The organism is Nocardia jiangxiensis NBRC 101359 (genome assembly GCF_000308615.1).
GTDB lineage: Bacteria > Actinomycetota > Actinomycetes > Mycobacteriales > Mycobacteriaceae > Nocardia > Nocardia jiangxiensis.
In genome coordinates, this window is the sequence record NZ_BAGB01000076.1 from 256,792 (window position 1) to 276,111 (window position 19,320).

Annotated in this window: 18 protein-coding genes and 1 pseudogene; 10 read left to right on the top strand and 9 right to left on the bottom strand. The window is 67.3% G+C overall.

From position 1 onward, the window contains the following. Positions 1-87 precede the first annotated feature (87 nt). A complete protein-coding gene (locus tag ON40_RS33790; protein ID WP_040829182.1) occupies positions 88-1,035 on the top strand; it encodes an RNA polymerase subunit sigma-70 in 948 nt (315 codons plus the stop codon). After that, on the top strand, positions 962-1,309 hold the full coding sequence (locus tag ON40_RS56235; RefSeq protein ID WP_373282011.1) for an alpha/beta fold hydrolase: 348 nt from the start codon (positions 962-964) through the stop codon (positions 1,307-1,309). Before ON40_RS33790 ends, ON40_RS56235 begins: the two co-directional genes overlap by 74 nt. Positions 1,310-1,392: 83 nt before the next feature. On the opposite strand, the gene ON40_RS33800 is transcribed toward ON40_RS56235, so the two are convergent. Next, on the bottom strand, positions 1,393-1,977 hold the full coding sequence (locus ON40_RS33800; RefSeq protein ID WP_040829184.1) for a helix-turn-helix domain-containing protein: 585 nt from the start codon (positions 1,975-1,977) through the stop codon (positions 1,393-1,395). A gap of 103 nt (positions 1,978-2,080) precedes the next feature. On the opposite strand from ON40_RS33800, the gene ON40_RS33805 reads away from it, so the two are divergent. After that, positions 2,081-2,701, top strand: a complete 621-nt coding sequence (locus ON40_RS33805) for a class I SAM-dependent methyltransferase (protein ID WP_040829185.1) — start codon at positions 2,081-2,083, stop codon at positions 2,699-2,701. A 243-nt stretch (positions 2,702-2,944) separates the two neighbouring features. Here the strand turns inward: ON40_RS33805 and ON40_RS33810 are convergent, their stop codons facing one another. From ON40_RS33810 to ON40_RS33820, 4 genes and pseudogenes are all read right to left on the bottom strand, one after another. Continuing rightward, complete coding sequence (locus ON40_RS33810) at positions 2,945-4,132, bottom strand: citrate synthase (protein ID WP_040829186.1); 1,188 nt, start codon at positions 4,130-4,132, stop codon at positions 2,945-2,947. Between the two features lie 43 nt (positions 4,133-4,175). Next, positions 4,176-5,114, bottom strand: a pseudogene (locus ON40_RS50335) (RNA-guided endonuclease InsQ/TnpB family protein); the annotation flags it as partial. Positions 5,115-5,175: 61 nt separating this feature from the next. Next, positions 5,176-5,703, bottom strand: coding sequence for an NUDIX domain-containing protein (locus ON40_RS33815; protein ID WP_040829187.1), 528 nt, complete (start codon positions 5,701-5,703; stop codon positions 5,176-5,178). 119 nt (positions 5,704-5,822) lie between these two features. Further along, the gene (locus ON40_RS33820; protein ID WP_051193943.1) at positions 5,823-6,113 is read right to left on the bottom strand and encodes an ANTAR domain-containing protein; all 291 of its coding nucleotides are present in this window, start codon (positions 6,111-6,113) and stop codon (positions 5,823-5,825) included. A gap of 525 nt (positions 6,114-6,638) precedes the next feature. Here ON40_RS33820 and ON40_RS33830 point away from each other — a divergent pair. Both ON40_RS33830 and ON40_RS33835 read left to right on the top strand, forming a co-directional pair. Continuing rightward, the gene (locus ON40_RS33830) at positions 6,639-7,322 is read left to right on the top strand and encodes a class I SAM-dependent methyltransferase (protein ID WP_040829189.1); all 684 of its coding nucleotides are present in this window, start codon (positions 6,639-6,641) and stop codon (positions 7,320-7,322) included. Positions 7,323-7,352: 30 nt separating this feature from the next. Beyond that, a complete protein-coding gene (locus ON40_RS33835; RefSeq protein ID WP_040829191.1) occupies positions 7,353-8,888 on the top strand; it encodes a phytoene desaturase family protein in 1,536 nt (511 codons plus the stop codon). A 3-nt stretch (positions 8,889-8,891) separates the two neighbouring features. Here ON40_RS33835 and ON40_RS33840 read toward each other — a convergent pair whose 3' ends face one another. From ON40_RS33840 to ON40_RS33850, 3 genes are all read right to left on the bottom strand, one after another. Then, entirely contained in the window at positions 8,892-9,668 is a 777-nt protein-coding gene (locus ON40_RS33840; protein ID WP_040829192.1) for a class I SAM-dependent methyltransferase, read from the bottom strand. A gap of 49 nt (positions 9,669-9,717) precedes the next feature. Next, entirely contained in the window at positions 9,718-10,242 is a 525-nt protein-coding gene (locus tag ON40_RS33845) for a hypothetical protein (protein ID WP_051193945.1), read from the bottom strand. Positions 10,243-10,428: 186 nt separating this feature from the next. Further along, positions 10,429-11,055 carry a DUF459 domain-containing protein gene (locus ON40_RS33850; protein ID WP_040829193.1) on the bottom strand — a complete coding sequence of 209 codons (627 nt, stop codon included), beginning with the start codon at positions 11,053-11,055 and terminating at the stop codon, positions 10,429-10,431. Positions 11,056-11,177: 122 nt separating this feature from the next. Here ON40_RS33850 and ON40_RS33855 point away from each other — a divergent pair, with 122 nt between their 5' ends. From ON40_RS33855 to ON40_RS33870, 4 genes are all read left to right on the top strand, one after another. Then, complete coding sequence (locus ON40_RS33855; protein WP_051193947.1) at positions 11,178-11,954, top strand: 2OG-Fe(II) oxygenase; 777 nt, start codon at positions 11,178-11,180, stop codon at positions 11,952-11,954. Then, complete coding sequence (locus tag ON40_RS48545; RefSeq protein WP_245568101.1) at positions 11,941-12,735, top strand: SDR family NAD(P)-dependent oxidoreductase; 795 nt, start codon at positions 11,941-11,943, stop codon at positions 12,733-12,735. Before ON40_RS33855 ends, ON40_RS48545 begins: the two co-directional genes overlap by 14 nt. 104 nt (positions 12,736-12,839) lie before the next feature. Further along, on the top strand, positions 12,840-15,212 hold the full coding sequence (locus ON40_RS33865; protein WP_040829194.1) for a lysylphosphatidylglycerol synthase transmembrane domain-containing protein: 2,373 nt from the start codon (positions 12,840-12,842) through the stop codon (positions 15,210-15,212). 257 nt (positions 15,213-15,469) lie between these two features. Then, positions 15,470-16,360 (top strand): EamA family transporter, encoded by an 891-nt coding sequence (locus ON40_RS33870; protein WP_083896106.1) that lies wholly within the window; start codon positions 15,470-15,472, stop codon positions 16,358-16,360. A gap of 2 nt (positions 16,361-16,362) precedes the next feature. Here ON40_RS33870 and fadD5 read toward each other — a convergent pair whose 3' ends face one another. After that, on the bottom strand, positions 16,363-17,934 hold the full coding sequence (fadD5, locus tag ON40_RS33875; RefSeq protein WP_040829195.1) for a fatty-acid--CoA ligase FadD5: 1,572 nt from the start codon (positions 17,932-17,934) through the stop codon (positions 16,363-16,365). Between the two features lie 403 nt (positions 17,935-18,337). On the opposite strand from fadD5, the gene ON40_RS33880 reads away from it, so the two are divergent. Then, positions 18,338-19,309: an NAD(P)H-dependent flavin oxidoreductase gene (locus ON40_RS33880; protein ID WP_174435097.1), complete on the top strand. Its 972-nt coding sequence runs from the start codon at positions 18,338-18,340 to the stop codon at positions 19,307-19,309. The last annotated feature ends 11 nt before the right edge of the window (positions 19,310-19,320 follow it).

Consider the following 19,320-nt stretch of genomic DNA (forward strand, 5'->3'; position numbering starts at 1 on the left):
CGGATGGCCCGATGAATTCCGGGCGCGGCCGGTGTCTGTACATAGGGGTCCACCTCCCCCGATGTGCCGAGACCGAGGAGTACGACCGTGCCGGTCCAGGAGGATTTCATCGAACGAGCCGCGCCTTTTCGCGCCGAGCTGATCGCACACTGCTATCGGATGCTCGGGTCGGTGCACGACGCGGAGGATCTCGTCCAGGAGACGTACCTGCGCGGATGGCGCGGATATCCGGCGTTCGAGGAACGTGCGGCACTGCGAACCTGGCTGTATCGCATCGCCACGACCGCATGCCTGCGCGCCTTGGAGAACCGTGCCCGCCGGGTGCTTCCGGCAGGTCTGGGCGCGGGCTCGGCCGATCCGGACGCGTCGCTGGACGGGGATGGGGGTGCGTACCGGTGGCTCGAACCGCTGCCGGACGCACTGACTCCCGAGACGACCGTGGTGGCCCGGGAGAGTGTGCGGCTCGCGGTGATGACGGCGATGCAGGAATTACCGGCGCGGCAGCGGGCGGTGCTGATCCTGCGTGATGTCGTCCAGTTCAGCGCCGCCGAGGTCGCCGAACTGCTGGAGACCACCCCGGCCGCGATCAACAGCGCCCTGCAACGCGCCCGCGCTCATCTGGCGCAGCTCGCACCCGCCGCCGAGCAGGCCGCCGAACCCGACGACGCCGAGCGCCGCGCCCTGCTGGACCGCTATTGCGCGGCCTTCGAGAATGCGGATCTCGACGCCCTCACCGCGCTGCTGGCCGCCGACGTGCGACTCGAGATGCCGCCAGTCCCGGTGTGGTTCACCGGCCGCGACGCCGTGACGCGATTCCTCGCCGAACGCGCCTTCACCGATCCCGGCGGCATGGTCCTCATTCCGACGGCGGCCAACGGCCAGCCCGCGGTCGCCGAATACCGTCGCGGTGAAGATGGTGTGCTGCAAGCACATTCGATCCACGTGATCACTGCCGGATCGGATGACATCAGCGCGATCACGGTATTTCTCGAACCGACGTTGTTCGCGGCGTTCGATATGCCGTCGACGCAGTAGGGAATTACTTCGATGGCGGCGCGTCATCGGTTCGCTGTCGCGGCGATATCGGGTGATCTGCCCGGATGTTCGCGGACTGGGCTGGTCGGAGGGGAGCAGCTCCGGATACACCCTCGAGCGACTGGCCCAGGACGTGACCCGTACTTCATTCGGAACTGTCGCCGGTTGCGGCCGCAGGTGCCGACACTGCACCTCAATGGAGCGAACGACCCTCTCTCGGAAGGTATTCCGGACAGCTATCGCAAGCATGCCGAGGATATGCGGCTCGAAATGATCCCGGGCTGCGGACATTTCGTTCCCGACGAACAGCCCCGGTGGCTGGTCGATCGGCTGACGGACTTCCTCGGCTGACCTCGTTCAGGTCGGGCGGTAGCGGGCTCGGATGTGGAAGCGCTCGCCCTGCGGGCCCAGGATGCTGAGGAATTCGACCGGGCTGGGGTCGGCGTTGCCGAACCAATGCGGCAGGTGGGTGTCGAATTCGGCGACCTCGCCGCTGGACAGGATCAGGTCCTGATCGCCGAGGATGACGCGCAGGCGGCCGTTGAGCACGTAGAGCCAGTGATAGCCCTCGTGGGAGCGGGGATCGGGTTCGCGGTCGTGGCGTTCGGCGGGCAGGATCTGTTTGAAAGCTTGCAGCCCACCGGGTTTGCGCGTCAGGGGGATGACGGTCATGCCCTCTCGCGTGAACGGTCGCGGGAATACTCGCGGGTCGCCGCTGGCGGGTGCGCCGACGAGCTCGTCCAGTGGGACGCGGTAGGCGCGGGCCAGCGGGAGCAGTAGTTCCAGGCCGGGTTTGCGCTGGCCGGATTCGAGCCGGGACAGCGTGCTGATCGGAATTCCGGTGCGTTCGGACAACGTCGTCAAGGTGAATCCGCTGCGTCGGCGCAGCTCACGCAGTCGAGGGCCGACCGCGGCCAGGACGGTGTCGAACTCTTCGGTCATGGCTCGATGGTGCCGATAATTTGCGGATTCCGCAAAGAGGTTTGTCAGATCCTCATCAACGCGGCAGGTTGGTGATACCGATCCGATCAACGAGGCAGGGACGATGGACGCAGACTTCTGGGATGCCAGGTACGGCAGTCGCGAGCGACTCTTCAGCGGCAACCCGAACGGGGTGCTGGTCACCGAGGTCACGGATCTGCCGCCGGGGCAGGCGCTGGACGTCGGCTGCGGCGAGGGTGGTGACGCACTCTGGCTGGCCCGGCGCGGCTGGCGGGTCACCGCGGTCGACATCTCGCGCGTCGCGCTCGAGCGTGCCGCCGCCTCGGCGGCCGATGTCGCCGAACGCATCTCGTGGTCGGTGGCCGATCTGACCCGAACGCCACCCCCGGCCCAGGCATTCGACCTGGTCACCGTGCAGTACTTCCCGCTCCCCCGCGAACACGACCACACCGCGCTGCGCGGCCTGCTCACCGCCGTCGCCCCCGGCGGCACCCTGCTCGTCGTCGGCCACGATCTCGCCGACCTGCCCCCGAACCCCGACGGCGATATGAACCCGCGCGACTTCTACCAGCCCGCCGAGATCGCCACCCTGCTCGACGAGAACTGGATCATCCTGATCGACGAAACCCGCCCCCGCACAGCTCCCGCGCCCGCGGGCACCCATCATACCAGCGACACCGTCCTGCGCGCCCAGCGCAAACCGGATTCCGTTGCGCCGCAGTGACTCTAATGCGCTGATACCGCATCCGCCCCGGCCGTGCGCCACCAGTCGATGCACCTCGCCCTACTCCGGCATGCGAGTGATACGGCAGTAACAGCGGTCCGGTCGCTGAGTGCGGTGGAGACAAAGGCGTACCGGAATCATCTTGGGCACAACATAATCCGATGGAGGCACCTGGCATCGCATACCACGACGAAGACGATGTAACCTCCGCGCCAGCGCTGAACATACTGCGCGACAACCGGTTCAGCTGATCGGCGGGGTGATGGCGCGAGGTCGGATGAGTACGCCCGACGCGTATTCCTCCAGCGCGTGGGCCAGCCAGCCCGCGGTGCGGGCGACGGCGAAGAGGGTTTCGCCCGCACCAGGGACCATGCCGAAGACGATACCCAGGACGGCGAGGGGGAAATCGCAGTTGAATTCGGGGAGACGGCGGGTGCGCAGTTCGGTGCGCACCGCCTCGGCCAGCACGATCGCCGGATGACCGGAGGCCATGGGGCGCAACAGGTTCCACAGGTGGGTGCCGCGGGCGTCGCCGTTCTTGTAGACGGTGTGGCCGAAGCCGGGGATGCGCTCGCCGCGGCGCAGCCGGTCGCCGATGACGCGCGGGACCAGGGCCGGTTCGGCGATCTCGGCGAGCATGCGTTCCACCGCCGGGGAGCTGCCGCCGTGCATCGGGCCCCCGAGTACGCCCAGGCCGCACCCCACCACGGCATAGGGGTCCGCGCGGACCGAGGCCGCCACGCGAGCGGCGAAGGTCGAGGCGGCGAGTTCGTGATCGGCGAGCAGGATCAGCGCGGTGTCGACCAGGCGCAATTCCGGTTCCCCGGACGGTGGCCGCGGACTCAGCCGGGACCACAGCAGCGCCGAGATCGATTCCGCGACCGGATCACTCAGTGCTGGCAGGGCCTCGACCATGCCCGCGATCAGGGTGCGGCCGATGGCGGCGACGACCGCCGGATCCCGCTGGAAACGCATCGGATCGCTGATCGCGAGCGCGGTGACCGCCACCTGCAGGCGATCCAGCGGGAGCAGCCCGGCGGGGAGTCCGGCCTGGACCGCGCGGGCCGCCGCGACCGCATCGGCCGGGCAGCGCCAGGGGGCGGTCGAGGTGAGTTCACCGCGCCACAGCCATTCGGCGACCTCCTCGAAGCGATGACCGGCGGCCAGTTCGAGGGCGTCGCGGCCACGGTAGTACGGCCGATCCCGGCCGAGCGTGGTGATCCGCGATTCGATGGCGATCTCGGTCGGCGCGGGTTTGCGGCGCGGCCGGCCGCGCCGGGCCAGCTCCTCCACCTCGGCCGGATCGAACATGCTGCGCCGACGACCCGGATCGTAGCGCCGGTGCAGCACGCCCCGGCTGACGTAGGCGTACAGCGTCGCGGGCTTCACCCCGAGCCGGTCCGCCGCCGATCGGGCATCGATCCACTCCATATCTTGACGATATTGACTTCTTCCTGGCCTGAGAGACCAAGATCCCTGCCTCACGACAGAGCTTTCCTGTTTCACTGACAGTTGCCTCCCCCGCTGCATCAGAGATCGCCCGCGCCAGTCTGTGATTGCGCACCATGTTCCGCACACTCGAATCCTCGATGGCGATCACTTGGTTCTCGCGCACCAGTCGAGTTGACAGTTTGTGCAGATGATCATTGCGCCGATCCACTATCCGGGAGTGAATACGCGCCACCTTTACCCGGGCCTTCGCACGGTTCGCCGACCCCTTCTGTTTCCTGGCGAGCGCCCGCTGCGCCTTCACCAAGCGAGCCCTGTCCCGCTGCTCATGCTGTGGATTGGACACTTTCTCCCCCGTCGAGAACGTGTAGAGCGACGCGATCCCTGCATCCACTCCCACCACTGCATCCGCAGGGTTGTGCTCGACAATCTCCTCCTCTACCAGGATCGAAATGTGGTAGCGGCCCGCACTGTCGCGCGACACTGTCACCTGTGACGGCACGACACCTGTCGGCAACGGACGGGACCACCGAATATCCAGCGGTTCAGCGTGTTTCGCAAGCTCGAGTCGACCGCTCCGGTATGTGAAGCAGTTCCTGAAGTAGGTCGCCGAATCTCTGGACTTTCCCTTCTTCTTGAACTGGGGATACCCAGTCCGCTTCCGCAAGAAGCCCTCGAACGCGACCTGCAAGTTCCGCAACGCCTGTTGCAGCGGCCCCTTCGACGGCTCGGCAAGCCACATCGTTTCAGGATCGCGTTTCCACTGCGTCGACATTCGGGAAGTCTCCGCATAATCGACCCGCCGCTGCTCCTGAGCCCACACGCGAGAACGCTCGGCCAACGCCCGGTTGTACACATACCCAACGCACCCGAATGTCATCGAAAGCTGCTGCGCCTGAACAGGAGTCGGATAGAACCTATACCTGTACGCCCGCTTCGATTCCTTCCCTCCCACACCCGACACAGTAACATCCAATTACGTCACAATCGAACTGATGTGCGATATCGACTCTGGATGACTGCGGCTACGAATTGTGCAACAGCAGTAAGGAGTACGCCGCGAGCGTTTGGGAGTCGGTGATCGCGCCGGTGCGGATCATCTGCTCGAAGGTTTCGCGGGGGAACCAGGACATTCGCATGTCCTGTTCTTCGGGTTCGCGCTCGGGCTCCCCGTGGGTGAGGTCGGTGGCGAGATAGACGCGGCCACGTTGGCTCACGGTGCCGGGGGCGGTGTCGAGCAGGCCGAGGTAGGTCAGGTTCGCGGCGCGCAGGCCGGTTTCCTCGCGCAGTTCACGGTGCGCCAGTTCGATCGGGTCGGCCGCGGCGCGGTCGGGCAGGGTGCCCGCCGGGAATTCCCAACAGCGTTGTCCGAGTGGATATCTGAACTGTTCCACCAGCAGCAGGCGATCCTGCTCCTGCGGCACGATCATGGCGAAATCGGGACGGCTGACCACGCCGTAGATGCCGGTGGATCCGTCGGCGCGACGGATGTCGTCCTCCCGGACCTCGAGCCACGGATTGGTGTAGACGGTGCGCGATCCGAGCGTCTCCATGCGGAAAGTCTGCCCGAAGATCGCGCCCGCCGCCGCCCGGCGCAGGAGCAGCGGCAGAGCGAAACCACGCCCAGCGGCCCGGTATCGCCCAGCAGCGAGCCGGGCAATGCCCGATTACCTCAGGCGGGGGTAGGTACGTCGAGGTTCGGGCGGGCCAGCAGATGCCCCCAAGCGGTGCGGGCCACGGCGGCGGAAACGTCGGGGGTGTCGACCGGCGGTTCCGCCCCGGCTAGTTCGACCAGGGCGCGAGCCAGGCCCAGGGCGGGCACGCGGTGTCGGCGGGCGGTGTCGAGGATCTCGGCGAACGCCTCGGCGGGGCTGTAGCGGCGCAGTGCCACGAGTACGCCCTCGGCGGTGTCGAGCATGCGGGCGTCGTTGCGGTGGAAGGTTTCGATGGCGGGTTGCGTCATGATGCTCAGGTCTCCTGCGGCGTCGTTGCCGGTCGATGGTGTGATTGGACGAGGGGTCGCGGCGATCTAGATTGTCGGGCCGGACACCGATACGGACTGTCGACGAATGTCATATTTCGTCCCTCACCTCCTCACTGCCGAACTACGATCGCCGGGGACGCAGATCGTCACCGGTTGTCTGAGCACAGGGATGTACCACCGCGAAATACGAAGGGGCCACCCGCTCGACAGGGTTTCGGCGTGCACGAAGATGTTCCGGGTATGGATGGCCACCCGGGGGCCCACACGTGCCGCGGGTGACCCGGTCGACCTCGGTGCGTACGCGGACGACCGAGATCAGTAGCCTGTATTCATGCAGGAGCCTCACCCTACGAGGTGCTGACCTTGCCATACTGAGCCCGCCCGCGCCGGAAGTCAAGCAAGATCATTTCCCGTGTGCGAGGACTCGAGACTCGTTGCGGATCAGCCGGTTTCGGCCGGAATCGATCGGGCGAGGGTGTCGGTGCCGATCGTTAGGCTGCGGCCGTGAACGAATCGAACCTCGTCGAACCCGCCGACGTCCCCACCACCAGGAATGCCTACGACGAGGTGGCGGAACTGTACGCCGACATGTTCGCCGACGCCCTGGCCGCGCAGCCGTTCGATCGCGCGATGCTGGGCGCCTTCGCGGATCTGGTGCGAGCCGCCGGGTCCGGCCCGGTGATCGATGTCGGCTGCGGTCCCGGACGGATCACGACCCATCTGGACACGCTGGGGGTGGACGTGTCGGGCATCGACCTGTCCCCGGAGATGATCCGGCTGGCCCGCGCCGACCGTCCGGATCTGCGTTACGAGATCGGCACGATGGAGCGGCTGCCGCTGGGCGACGCCGCGGTCGGCGGTCTGGTGAGCTGGTACAGCATCATCCACCTGCCGCCGGAACGGGTGCCCGGCGTCCTGACCGAATTCGCGCGAGTGCTGCGACCGGGCGGACAGTTGCTGATGGCGTTCCAGGCCGCGGCCGACGAATCGGTCGAGGTCCAGGCGCACGATCACCGGGTGACCACCTCCTACCGCTGGTCCCTGCGCGGCATGGCGGAACTGCTGCGGCCCCGCGGCTTCACGGTCGTCGCCCGGATGCACCGCGAGCCCGATCCGGACGAGCGCACCCGGCACTGGTATCTGATCGCGACCCGGTCGGCCGAGGCCGACTCGCCCGAGCAGGGGTGATCGCGGCCGGATTCGTGATATCCAGGGCAGATGCGAACCTCGTACGACGTGGTGGTCGTCGGCGGCGGCCACAACGGGCTGGTGGCCGCGGCGTATCTGGCGCGGGCCGGACGTTCGGTGCTGCTGCTCGAACGCGGCCCGCACACCGGCGGCGCGGCGGTATCCGAACGGGTCTTCCCGGATTTCGATGCGCGGCTGTCCCGCTATTCGTACCTGGTGAGCCTGCTGCCCCAGCGGATCATCGAGGATCTGGAGTTGCGGTTCGCCACTCGCCGACGGCGGATCTCCTCGTACACCCCGGTCGGGCAGGCGGGTCTGCTGGTGGATACCGGGGATTCGGAGCGCACGCGGGAGAGTTTCATCCGGCTCACCGGGTCCGATGCCGATTTCCGGGCGTGGCAGCAGTTCTACGAGACGACCGGCCGAGTGGCGCAGCGGGTCTTCCCGACACTCACCGAACCGTTGCCGACCCGCAGCGAATTGCAGTGCGCCATAGATGATTCCGCGGCCTGGGAAGCGATCTTCGAACGACCGCTCGGCGAGACGATCGAGGCCACGTTCACCGACGACACGGTGCGCGGGGTCGTGCTGACCGACGCGTTGATCGGCACCTTCACCCACGCACACGATCCGGAGCTGCGACAGAACCGCTGCTTTCTCTATCACGTGATCGGCGGCGGCACCGGGGACTGGGACGTTCCGATCGGCGGGATGGGCGCGCTGACCGACGCACTCGCCACGGCCGCGCGGGCCGCGGGTACGGAGATCGTGGTGCACAGCGCGGTGCACGCGATCGAAACCGACGGCAGCACAGCGGAAGTCCGATTCTCCGGTGGCACGGTCGGCGCACGGCATGTGCTGGTGAACGCCGCGCCGCACGAAATGTCCCGCCTGCTGGGCGATTCCGCGCCGGCGAAGCCGGAGGGCGCACAGCTCAAGGTGAACATGCTGCTGCCCCGCCTGCCCCGGCTGCGCGAGGACATCGATCCGCGGGCGGCGTTCGCCGGGACATTCCATATCGCCGAGGCGTATTCGCAACTGGACAGCGCCTACCGCGCCGCCGAGTCCGGGAATCCGCCGGCCCGGCCGCCGTCGGAGATCTACTGCCACACCCTCACCGACCCGTCGATTCTGGGCCCCGAACTGGCCGCGCGCGGCATGCACACCTTGACGCTGTTCGGGTTGCACACTCCGGCAAGACTTTTCACCGAGGATCACGATCGCGTCAAACAGGAGGTCCTGGACGCGACGCTCGCACAACTGGATTCGGTACTGGCCGAACCGATTCGGGACTGCCTGGCCACCGACGCCGCGGGCCGGATCTGCCTGGAGGCCCGCAGTCCGCTGGATCTCGAACGCGAGATCGGCCTGCCCGGCGGGCACATCTTCCACGGCGACCTGAGTTTCCCGTATCGCACCGACGACGATCCGGACCCCGCGGCCCGCTGGGGTGTGCGGACCGGGCATCGCAACGTGTTCCGATGTGGCGCGGGCACGGTCCGCGGCGGCGGGGTGAGCGGTATCGGCGGCCACAACGCCGCCATGGCCGTTCTCGAAACCCGTTGAGCCTCAGCGCACCCCGGAACGAATCACCAGAGTCCGTAGCGGCAGATCGAATTCGCCGTCACCGACCTCCGGGATGCCGCGCAGGTAGGTGTTGATCCGATCGAGCAGTACGGCCCGCTCGTCCGGTGAGATCACCAGCGTGTGCGAATGGGTGCCGATCGTCGCGGTGAGGCTCTCGGCGGTCCGGCGCTGCACGTGCGGGAAATCGGCCTGCACGAACTCGTCGAACAGCGGATTTTCCACCGTGCCGCCGGAGGTGCGGGTCTGGAAGGACACCTGCGACCGTGCGAGCCGGTCCAGTTCGGCCACCCACGGCACCCCGACGTCGTGCATATTCCAGAACGCGGCGAATACCCCACCGGGACGCAGCACCCGGGCGATCTCCGGAAATGCGCGTTCCTGATCGAACCAGTGCAGAGCCTGTCCGACCACTACGGCATCCACCGAATCATCCTGCAGTGGAATGGATTCCGCGGTGCCCTCCAGCGCTTTCACGCCCTCGTGGCGGCGGTGGAATTCCGCGCGCATCGCCTCGTCCGGTTCCACGGCGGTGACTCGTGCGCCGACCGCGAGCAGACCCCCGGTGAGTTTGCCGGTTCCGGCGGCCAGATCGAGCACCTCGGGATCCGGCTCGTCGAGCGGCGCCAGCGCCCACCGGATGCCCGCGAGCGGATAGTCCGGTCGATGTTCCTCGTAGGCGACGGCCTCGGGACCGAACGATTTCGCCCGTCGAGCCCGAAGGTCGGTGTCGTCCGCTGCCCATTCGCTCGCACTGGTCACGCTGCTCCCTCCGCCTCGCTCGTCGCGCCGTATCCCCCGGCTCGCCATGCTAATGCTCGCCGGTGTGCTCATCGCGCGGGACGGCGGAATGTTCGAAGATGGACATCCGCACCCGCCACATCCGCGGCGGCTCACCCCGGCCGCTGCGCGCCCAGGCCGCCGCCATGGACAGCCGGATCAGCCGCCAGGCGGCATAGAACAGCAGCGCGGCCAGCGGCAATTCGCCCACTCCGGCGGTCAGCAGGGAGATCGGCAGGTCGGGGGTGTTCCAGTCCAGGACGATGTCGAACCAGGCGTCGCAGCACAGCAGGGTCGCGGTGATGATCGCCCACGGAATCAGGATCGGCCGGCGCAGCCATGCCCACAGTGCGGTCATCCCGATGGCGGCGACCAGGAAGCAATCGAAGCCGACCCACGCGATATCCCAGTGCGCGACCTCCCGATGCTCGGGCAGACTGGTCGCAAGGTAGACCACCCACGCCAGCAGGAAGACGAAACTGGCGGTGATCACCGCCAGGAACAGCCGCCGCAGATGCGCCGCCGCGGGGTGGTTGGGAGTCAATGTGAGCGACATGATCTACCTCCCGGCTGGACGAGCGGACCCTGCTGCCGATCGGGCTGCGAGCTGATTATCCAGGTCAACCCCGATATCAGCCGGAATAATTCCGGTGCGCCGCCGAAGCGCCCGACAACGCCGACGGCGTGCCGAGGCCGGCGGGTGATCAGCGGCGGTCGACCGAATCGCGCGGCGCCGGTGACCTCAGCGCACGACGGGCAGGGCCGACCCCGGCTCGGCCAGCCACAGCAGCCAGTACGGGACCATCAGGGCGGCGAACTCCTCATAACCCTCGGCGCCCGGATGGTAGCCGTCCGCATCGCGTACCGCGCGCATCCAGGTGTGGTTGTGCAGCAGCGGCTGATGCACCCGGACATACGGAACATCCTGCGCGGCACAGACTTCGGAGTAGAGCGAATCCAATTCGCCAATGCGCCGGCTGTGTTCGTCGTCGGCGTTGGGCGGCGGGGCGACCACCAGCGAGGTCCAGCCGCGCTCGGCCGCGCGGCGCAGGATCGCGGTCAGATTCGCCGCGGAATCCGGCGCGGGCACCCGCATCCGACCGTCCTCGAGCAACGTGTCGTTGACGCCGAAGGAGAACACCACGCGCGCATCGGTTTCCGGGTTCAGGCGCTGGTCGCACTCGGCCTCCCAGCGAGCCGCGATATCCGTCGAGGTCTGCCCGCGCACCCCCAGGTTGTAATAGGTGAGCGGCTGCCCGGCGCCGTCCGCGCGCACCGCGAGCCGACCCGCCCAGCCCAGATACCGACCATCCCCCATTCCGGCCACCAGTGAATCGCCGACGAAACAGATACGGACATCTCGAATCACCGAGTGATCGTTGCACGAGCGGCGGCTCGACTTGCGGCAAAAGGCCGGAATCGGCGAGGGCCCCCCTGTGCCGGCGGCCGGTACCCCATAGGATCGGCTGGTTGGTCCGGGAGGGAGCACGAATGGAAACCGAAACGCCGCTGCCGGGATGGTTCACCGGCCTGCTGGCGCATCGCCGCTGGGTCCGCCGCACCCGTCCCTTCTCGCACGTCTACGTGCGAGATGTGTTCACGTCCGCGTTCTACACCCGGCTGGCCGCTGAATACGAACGGGTACGCACCGATCGGCCCGAACTGTTCGCCAAGGTGGCACAGAACTACGGCGCGAGCGGGGTGAGCCTGGCCGAACTGCGGGACGGGCCGCTGGAGATATTCCTCTCGCGCGCGTGGCACGATCTGATCGCCGGGGTGGTCGGCGTGTCCGATGTCACGGGCGACGTCGAGGGCTCGGTCCACCATCATCCGCCGGGCAGTCCGCGCGGCTGGCCGCACAGCGACCTGGCGCCCGCGTGGTTCCGGGGTCAGCCGCCCGGTGAGAACGGCGTGGGCCTGCCGGATCCGGGCATCGATCTCAAGTACGGCACGCGCACCACCGGGGTCGACGCGCGCGAGTTGGTCCGCGCGGTCGCGGTGCTGTTCTATCTCGGCAATCCCGACTGGCGCTCGGGCAACGGCGGGGAGACCGGGCTGTACTCCGCGATCGGCTCGCCCAACCCGCAGCCGACGGTTTACGTTCCGCCGCTGAACAATTCGATGATCGTCTTCGAATGCACGCCACGCTCGTGGCATGCCTTCGCCGGTGGCAACACCGCCGCCCGCAACAGTGTGGTGATGTGGCTGCACCAGCCACGTGAACAGGCGGTGCGCCGCTGGGGAGGTGCCGGAATTGCCGAATGGTGATCAGCGCCGGGTCGCCTTGGTGACCGGGGCGGGCGGACTGCTGGGCAGTGTGTTCTGCGGGGCGTACTACCAGAACTACGACATCGTCGCGGTCTGCCGCGACCGGGTGCCCGCGGTGCCCTCGCAGGAGGAGTGGTTCATCGATCCGCTCGCACCGCGAGAAGAACTGCCCGAGAACGGATCCCGGGTGTACGTGATCCGCGCCGACCTGACCCGCGAGGGTGAGGTGGAGCGGGTGGTGGATCTGGCACTGGCCAAGTTCGGCGGGGTGGATCTGCTGGTGAACAATGCCGCGCGCATCGAACTGCAGCCCAACGGCATGGTCGACGGGGATACCGCCCTGGACGAGTTCGAACCGCAGTTCGCGATGAATGTCGGTGTGCCGCTGCGACTGTCGACCCGCCTCGCGCAACGCTGCTGGCTGGGCGCGGATCTTCGGAACCGGGAACGCAACCGCAATATCGTCAACGTGTCGAGCCTGTCCGGATCGGAGGTGTATCCCGGCGGGCAGGCCATCTACTCCGCGACCAAGGCCGCGCTGGATCACCTGACCCGGCATCAGGCCAGTGAATTCGCCGAGTTCGGCGTGCGGGTGAACGGTCTCGCCCCCGACTCGTTCCCGCACCGGGTGCCGACCCAGAAGGTCGCCGCCGCCATCACCGAACTCGACGCGGGCTCGATGACCGGCCTGGTCTTCGGTGTGCTCGCGCCGCCGGAACCGGAGAGTCCCGAGACCGCCGAACCCGAAACCGCGGCCGCACAGCCTGCACCACAGGGGTGACGGCGTGTTGCCCCTGACCCGTTCCGGGGCGTCCTGCATACTCACAGCTAGTCGACCGAGAGGACCGACGCAGCTCTCCCTCGATCCGAAAGTGCCGAAACGACATGCGAGTCGACGGGCGGGAGATACCGGTCTCCGGTAGCCTCCTGCAACCACACAACCGGCGCACCAGCGACATCCTGCGGGTGATCGCGTCCGCTGCGCTGGTGGCGCTGGTCATCGCCGGATCGCTGATCACCCGGCCGCGCTGGGAGGCGCTGGAACGCTCGGTCTCCGACATCCTGGGCATCCTCACCCCGGAACAGTCCAATCTGGTGTACCTGCTGTACGGCATCGCCATCTTCGCCCTGCCGTTCGCGATCCTGGTGCGGCTGTTGTTCCGCTGGCAGTGGAAGCTGCTCGGCGGTTATCTGACCGCCGGGCTGATCGCCGTGCTCGCGTTGTCGATCACCGATACCGGAATCTCCGCACCGCGCTGGCATCTGGCCGAACCCCAGCAGCTCAATACCTTCCTGTCGCAGTTCCTGGACGATCCGCGCTGGATCGCGATGCTGGCCGCGGTGCTGACGGTGGCCAGCCCGTGGCTGCCCGCGTCCTGGCGACGCTGGTGGTGGGCCGCGCTGCTGGCCTTCGTACCGCTGCATCTGTTCGTCAGCCTGACGGTGCCCTCGCGCGCGATGTTCGGCCTGGCGGTGGGCTGGTTCGTCGGCGCGGTGATCACGCTCGTGGTCGGCACGCCCGCCCTGGAGGTGCCGCTGGACGGTGCGGTGCGGGTGCTGGCCAGGCGCGGATACACGGTCACCGCGATCCGGGTGGTGCGCCCGGCCGGGCCGGGTCCGCTGGTGCTGTCCGCCGATACCGGGCCGAATCACCGGCTCACCATCGAGATGTACGGGCAGAACCAGCGCAGCCGCGGCATGTTGCGGCAGCTGCGACGTTTCGTGGCCTTCCGCAGCAGTGAGCGCACGCCCGTGTTCGCGTCCATGCGCCGCAGCGTGGAACATCGCGCCCTGCTGGGTATCGCGATCGGGGATCTGGGGCTGGCCAACAACAAGCCGCTCACCGTCGCGGCCCTCGAACGCGGCTGGACCTTGTACGCGCACACCGTTCCGCGCGGTGAGATCCTGTCCATCGCCGCGGGCGAGGAGGTGCACACCCAGGTGTGGCAGGCGCTGCAGAACATGCATCGCGCCCAGATCTCGCACGGTGACCTGCGGGCCGAGGAGATCCGCATCGCCGACGGGCGAGTGCTGTTCGGCGGGTTCTCCGCCGCGGAGTTCGGCGCGTACGACACCCGCTTCCAGTCCGATGTGGCACAGCTGCTGCTGACCACCGGATCGCTGTTCAGCGCGGAATCGGCGGTGCGCACCGCGATCGAGGTGCTGGGCAAGCAGGCGGTGATCGATGCCTCGCGGCGGCTGACCAAGTCGGCGCTGCCCCGGCTGATCCGGAATTCGGTGCACGATGCGGGCGCGGTGATGAAGGAGGTCCGCGAGCAGGTCCTGCACCAGACCGACGAGGATCGGATCGAGGCCGCGCACATCACCCGGTTCTCCCGGAATCAGTTCATCCAGTTGATCCTGCTGATCGGCCTGGTGTACGTGGCCTATCCGTACATCAGCCAGGTGCCGACCTTCTTCACCGAACTGCGCACGGCCAACTGGTGGTGGGCGCTGCTGGGCCTGACGGTCTCGGCGTTCACCTATGTGGGCGCGGCGATGGCGCTGTGGGGGTGTGCGGGCGAATCGGTGAATCCGCGCAATCTGCTGCTCATGCAGGTGGCGAACACCTTCGCCGCCACCACGACGCCGGCGGGTGTGGGCGGTCTGGCGCTGAGTGTGCGATTCCTGCAGCGCAGCGGGATGGGCACGGTGAAGGCCACCGCGGCGGTGGCGCTGCAGCAGGCGGTACAGGTGATCACGCACGTGGTGCTGTTGATCGTTTTCAGTGTGGCGGCGGGGGTTTCGGCGAATCTGTCGCATTTCGTGCCGAGTGCGACGGTGCTGTACTTCGCCGCGGGCGCGTTGTTCGGCGCGCTGGGGGTGACCATGTTCGTGCCGAAGGTGCGGCGCTGGCTGCGCACCGAGGTGCGTCCGCAGCTGGCCGAGGTGGTCAGCGAATTGCGCACGCTCGCACGCGAACCCAGACGTCTGGCGATGATCGTGCTGGGCTGTGCGTCGATCACCCTCGGCGCGGCGGGTGCGCTGTGGGCCGCGATCGAGGCGTTCGGCGGGCACACCACATTCGTGACCGTCACGGTGGTGACCATGATCGGCGGCACGCTGGCCTCGGCCGCCCCGACCCCGGGTGGTGTCGGCGCGGTGGAGGCCGCGCTGATCGGTGGTCTGGCCGCATTCGGCGTATCCGCCGGGATCGGGGTACCCGCGGTTCTGCTCTATCGCGTGCTGACCTGCTGGTTGCCGGTGTTCTGCGGCTGGCCGATCATGCGGTGGCTCACCGACAACAAGATGATCTGAGCGCGCCCGCCGAGTCGGAGTGATCGGACTCACCCTGGCGTGACGGAGGTGTGCGGCGTTATGGTCTGGACCAGATTGCGCATAGGGTTTCGCGCGCAGACCGCCTGAACGACACCACAATCAGGTCTGTGCGGACCGGACCGAGCTGCGCCACGAGGGCATCGCACACGCGAGGCTCCGGCATCTGAAGGGATAAAAGCCTGGAGGACTCTATCGGCCTGCCCGGATTCCGGGCATGACAGAGAGTCCTTCGTGCGATGAATATTCTTGCCGCGGCAGCGATCTCGGATCGATCCGCCTCCGGTGTGCCGGCAACGGTGCTGATCGCCACGCTGGTGGCCGCCGCTCTGCACGCGAGTTGGAACGCGATCGCGCACTGGATCCCGGACAAGACCGTCTCGATCACGATCGTGAATCTCGGCGGCATGGTGTGCGCCCTGCCGCTGATGTTCGTCGCGGCGATTCCCGCCGCACCCAGCTGGGGCTGGCTCGCGACGTCGGTGGTGCTGCACGTGGCCTACAACTATCTGCTGATGACCTCGTATCGCCTCGGCGATCTGAGCCAGACCTATCCGCTGGCACGCGGCACCTCACCGCTGGTGGTCACCCTGCTGGCGGCGACGCTGCTGGGCGAATCGCCGAGCGTGGGCCAGCTCGCCGGAGTGCTGCTGATCTCGGCGGGACTGGCATGGCTGGTGCTGTGGGGACAGCGGACGAATCCGAGCCGCCCGGCGGCACTGGGCGCAGCCGTCGCCACCGGCCTGATGATCGCCGCGTACACCACGGTCGACGGCATCGGAGTTCGCCTGGCGCACAGCACACTCGGCTATATCGCGTGGCTGATGCTGTTGGAGCAGATCGTCATACCCGCGGGCGCGTTCGTCACGCACGGCCGCACGCTGTGGCGCCGGATCCGCCCCGTCTGGCTGATCGGGGTGGCGGGCGGCGCGATGAGCGTGGCGGCGTACGGACTGGTGCTGTGGGCCCAGACCCGCGGGGCCCTGGCCGAGGTGGCGGCTCTGCGGGAATCGAGCATCATCGCCGGTGCGTTGATCGGCACCCTGCTGTTCAAGGAAAGTTTCGGCACGGCACGGATTTTCGCCACCTGCGCCGTCGCCGCGGGGATCGCGACGATGTACCTGGTGTGAGGCTAGGCCGAATAGTTCTTGCGCAGATCGACTTTCACGACCTTGCCGCTGGCATTGCGCGGCAGCTCCGGGACGATCACCAGATCCTTGGGATGCTTGTAGCGGGCCAGGTTCTCGTTCAGGAACGGCGTGAGCTCCTCGAGGGTGAGGGTGTCGTCCGGATTCAGCAGGGCCACAACGGCTACCGGCACCTCTCCCCACTTCTCGTGCGCCTGCCCGACGACGGCGGCCTCGTGGATCTTCGGATGTGCGAACAGGACGTTCTCCACCTCGGCACAGTAGATGTTCTCGCCGCCGGAGATGATCATGTCCTTCTTGCGGTCCACCACGTAGACGAAGCCCTCCTCGTCCTGGCGGACCAGATCGCCCGAGTGGAACCAGCCGCCCGCGAACGCCTCCGCGGTGGCCTCGGGCTTGTTCCAGTAGCCCTGCATGAGAGTCGGTCCGCGATAGACGATCTCGCCGATCTCGCCGGGGGCGACATCGTTCATCTCGTCGTCGACGACGCGGGCCTGGATGGTGGGGATGGGCGTGCCGACCGAACCCAGCTTGCGGATCGCGTCGTCACCCTCGAGCACGCAGGTGATCGGCGACATCTCGGTCTGCCCGAACACCGCGACGTTGCGCGCGTTCGGGAAGCAGTCGTCCATCGCACGCAGCACGGTGTCCGAGGCGGGCGCGGCGCCCCAGCACAGCATGCGCAGCGCCAGCTTACGGGTCTTGACCGTCGGCTCCTCGCAGATCATCTGCCACTGCACCGGGACGCAGAACGCCGCGGTGGCCTGTTCCCGCTCGACCGCGTCCAGCCATTCGGTCGCGTTGAACGCGCCGAGCGGATGCAGCACGGTGGTGCCGCCGAGCATGAAATACGGTGTGAGACTGCCGAGTCCGGCGATGTGGAACAGCGGTGAGGTGCAGAAACCGATCGATCCGGCGTCCAATTCCATTGCGCGGATACAGGTCAGCGCCTGGGCGTTCATGTTCTCGTAGGACAGCACCGCACCCTTGGGGCTGCCGGTGGTGCCCGAGGTGTACATGATCAGCGCCGGGGTGTCCTCCGGAATATCCAGCGGCACATGAGGTTCCCCGCCCTCGCTGAGCAACTCCTCGTATCCGAGCACACCCTCGCCGGTCTGCCCGCCGATGACGACGCAGGCCTGCAGCGCGGGAGCCTGGTCCATCACACCGGTAGCCAGCGGAGCCAGCATCGTATCGGTGACGATCGCCTTGGCGCCGGAATCGGCCACGATGTAGGCGACTTCGGGCGGGGTCAGCCGGAAGTTCACCGGCACCGCGATAGCGCCGAGCGCGTTGATGCCGAAGACGGCTTCGATGTATTCGGTGTAGTTCAGCGCGAGCAGCAGCACGCGATCGCCGAACCCGACCCCTCGGCGGGACAGCGCGTCGGCGAATCGCAGGGACCGTTCGTGGAACTGCTTCCACGTGGTGTCGTGCCCGGAGAACCGGAACGCGACCTGATCGGGGCGCATCACCGCATGAGTGGCGACCTGATTGTTCCAGTGGTTGCGCCGCGATCGGATCGGCTCGGCGAGCGACTGGGCACCGGTGGTCATGCACGAACTCCCTTCGGAACCGCCGCACGCTCGCGCACCGGCTGCCCCGATGGCGTCCACGGCTGAACGAGAGTGAGAATACCAGCTAACTTTTTGCCGTGACAAGGATTACAAAGAGTAGTCTAAATACCTATCGCTACCGGAGAACACAGCAGCTCAGATCATTAATTTACATCGATCACAAATCGTCCGAGCATCGAGACAATACTGAGTGTCTCAGTTAACCGCGCAAACACACGCTTACATCAGGGTTGTCCCCGGTGGCCCGGCCATGCCACTATCGACGACATTCGGGCCGGGAGCCGCACACGGCGCGAGCACCAGATCCGACGGCGGCGATGCCCGTAGTTCCGGCAGCATCTCCACCGAACGCCGCCGATCACACTCGAGCAGGAGGACACCGATGTTGCGCACCAGGTTCACCGAGAGATTCGGCGTCGAACATCCGATCGTGCAGGGCGGCATGATGTGGGTCGGCCGGGCCGAACTCGTCGCGGCGGTGGCGAACGCCGGCGGCCTCGGCTTCATCACCGCACTCACCCAGCCCACCCCGGACGATCTGCGCCGCGAGATCGCGCGCACCCGCGAACTCACCGACAAGCCGTTCGGCGTGAACGTTACGATCCTGCCCTCGATCAACCCGCCGCCGTACGAGGAGTACGTCCGGGCGATCATCGAATCCGGCGTGAAGATCGTGGAGACCGCGGGCAGCAACCCCGAACCGTTCCTGCCGTACTACAAGGACGCCGGAATCAAGGTGCTGCACAAGTGCACCAGCGTTCGGCACGCGCTCAAGGCCGAGCGGATCGGCGTCGACGGCGTGTCCATCGACGGTTTCGAATGCGCCGGACACCCGGGTGAGGACGATGTGCCCGGACTGGTCCTGATTCCGGCCGCCGCCAAGGCCCTGTCGATCCCGATCATCGCCTCCGGCGGTATCGCCGACGCTCGCGGTCTGGTCGCGGCGCTGGCGCTGGGCGCGGACGGGGTCAACATGGGCACCCGCTTCATGTGCACTCAGGAGTCGCCGGTGCACAACACGGTCAAGGAGCAGATCGTCGCGCACACCGAGCGCAACACCCAGCTCATCTTCCGCACCATGAACAACACCGCCCGCGTGGCGGACAACGAGATCAGCCGCAAGGTCGTGGAGATCGAGAAGGCGGGCGGCGTCTTCGAGGACGTGCGTGATCTGGTCGCCGGCGCGCGCGGACGACGCGTATTCGAGGACGGCGATCTCGATGCGGGCATCTGGTCGGCCGGACAGGTCCAGGGCCTCATCGACGACATCCCCACCTGCGACGAGCTCATCTCCCGCATGGTGACCGAGGCGGAGGGCCTGATCAACGACCGGCTGGCGTCGTTCGTGCACTGAGCCCGCCCGCG

Bases quoted from the DNA above. Each gene is read 5' to 3' on its own strand.
- ON40_RS56235 (WP_373282011.1), top strand. From the start codon at position 962: ATGACATCAGCGCGATCACGGTATTTCTCGAACCGACGTTGTTCGCGG.
- ON40_RS33800 (WP_040829184.1), bottom strand. From the start codon at position 1,977: ATGACCGAAGAGTTCGACACCGTCCTGGCCGCGGTCGGCCCTCGACTG.
- ON40_RS33805 (WP_040829185.1), top strand. From the start codon at position 2,081: ATGGACGCAGACTTCTGGGATGCCAGGTACGGCAGTCGCGAGCGACTC.
- ON40_RS33810 (WP_040829186.1), bottom strand. From the start codon at position 4,132: ATGGAGTGGATCGATGCCCGATCGGCGGCGGACCGGCTCGGGGTGAAG.
- ON40_RS33815 (WP_040829187.1), bottom strand. From the start codon at position 5,703: ATGGAGACGCTCGGATCGCGCACCGTCTACACCAATCCGTGGCTCGAG.
- ON40_RS33820 (WP_051193943.1), bottom strand. From the start codon at position 6,113: ATGACGCAACCCGCCATCGAAACCTTCCACCGCAACGACGCCCGCATG.
- ON40_RS33835 (WP_040829191.1), top strand. From the start codon at position 7,353: ATGCGAACCTCGTACGACGTGGTGGTCGTCGGCGGCGGCCACAACGGG.
- ON40_RS33845 (WP_051193945.1), bottom strand. From the start codon at position 10,242: ATGTCGCTCACATTGACTCCCAACCACCCCGCGGCGGCGCATCTGCGG.
- ON40_RS33855 (WP_051193947.1), top strand. From the start codon at position 11,178: ATGGAAACCGAAACGCCGCTGCCGGGATGGTTCACCGGCCTGCTGGCG.
- ON40_RS33865 (WP_040829194.1), top strand. From the start codon at position 12,840: ATGCGAGTCGACGGGCGGGAGATACCGGTCTCCGGTAGCCTCCTGCAA.
- ON40_RS33870 (WP_083896106.1), top strand. From the start codon at position 15,470: ATGAATATTCTTGCCGCGGCAGCGATCTCGGATCGATCCGCCTCCGGT.
- fadD5 (WP_040829195.1), bottom strand. From the start codon at position 17,934: ATGACCACCGGTGCCCAGTCGCTCGCCGAGCCGATCCGATCGCGGCGC.
- ON40_RS33880 (WP_174435097.1), top strand. From the start codon at position 18,338: ATGTTGCGCACCAGGTTCACCGAGAGATTCGGCGTCGAACATCCGATC.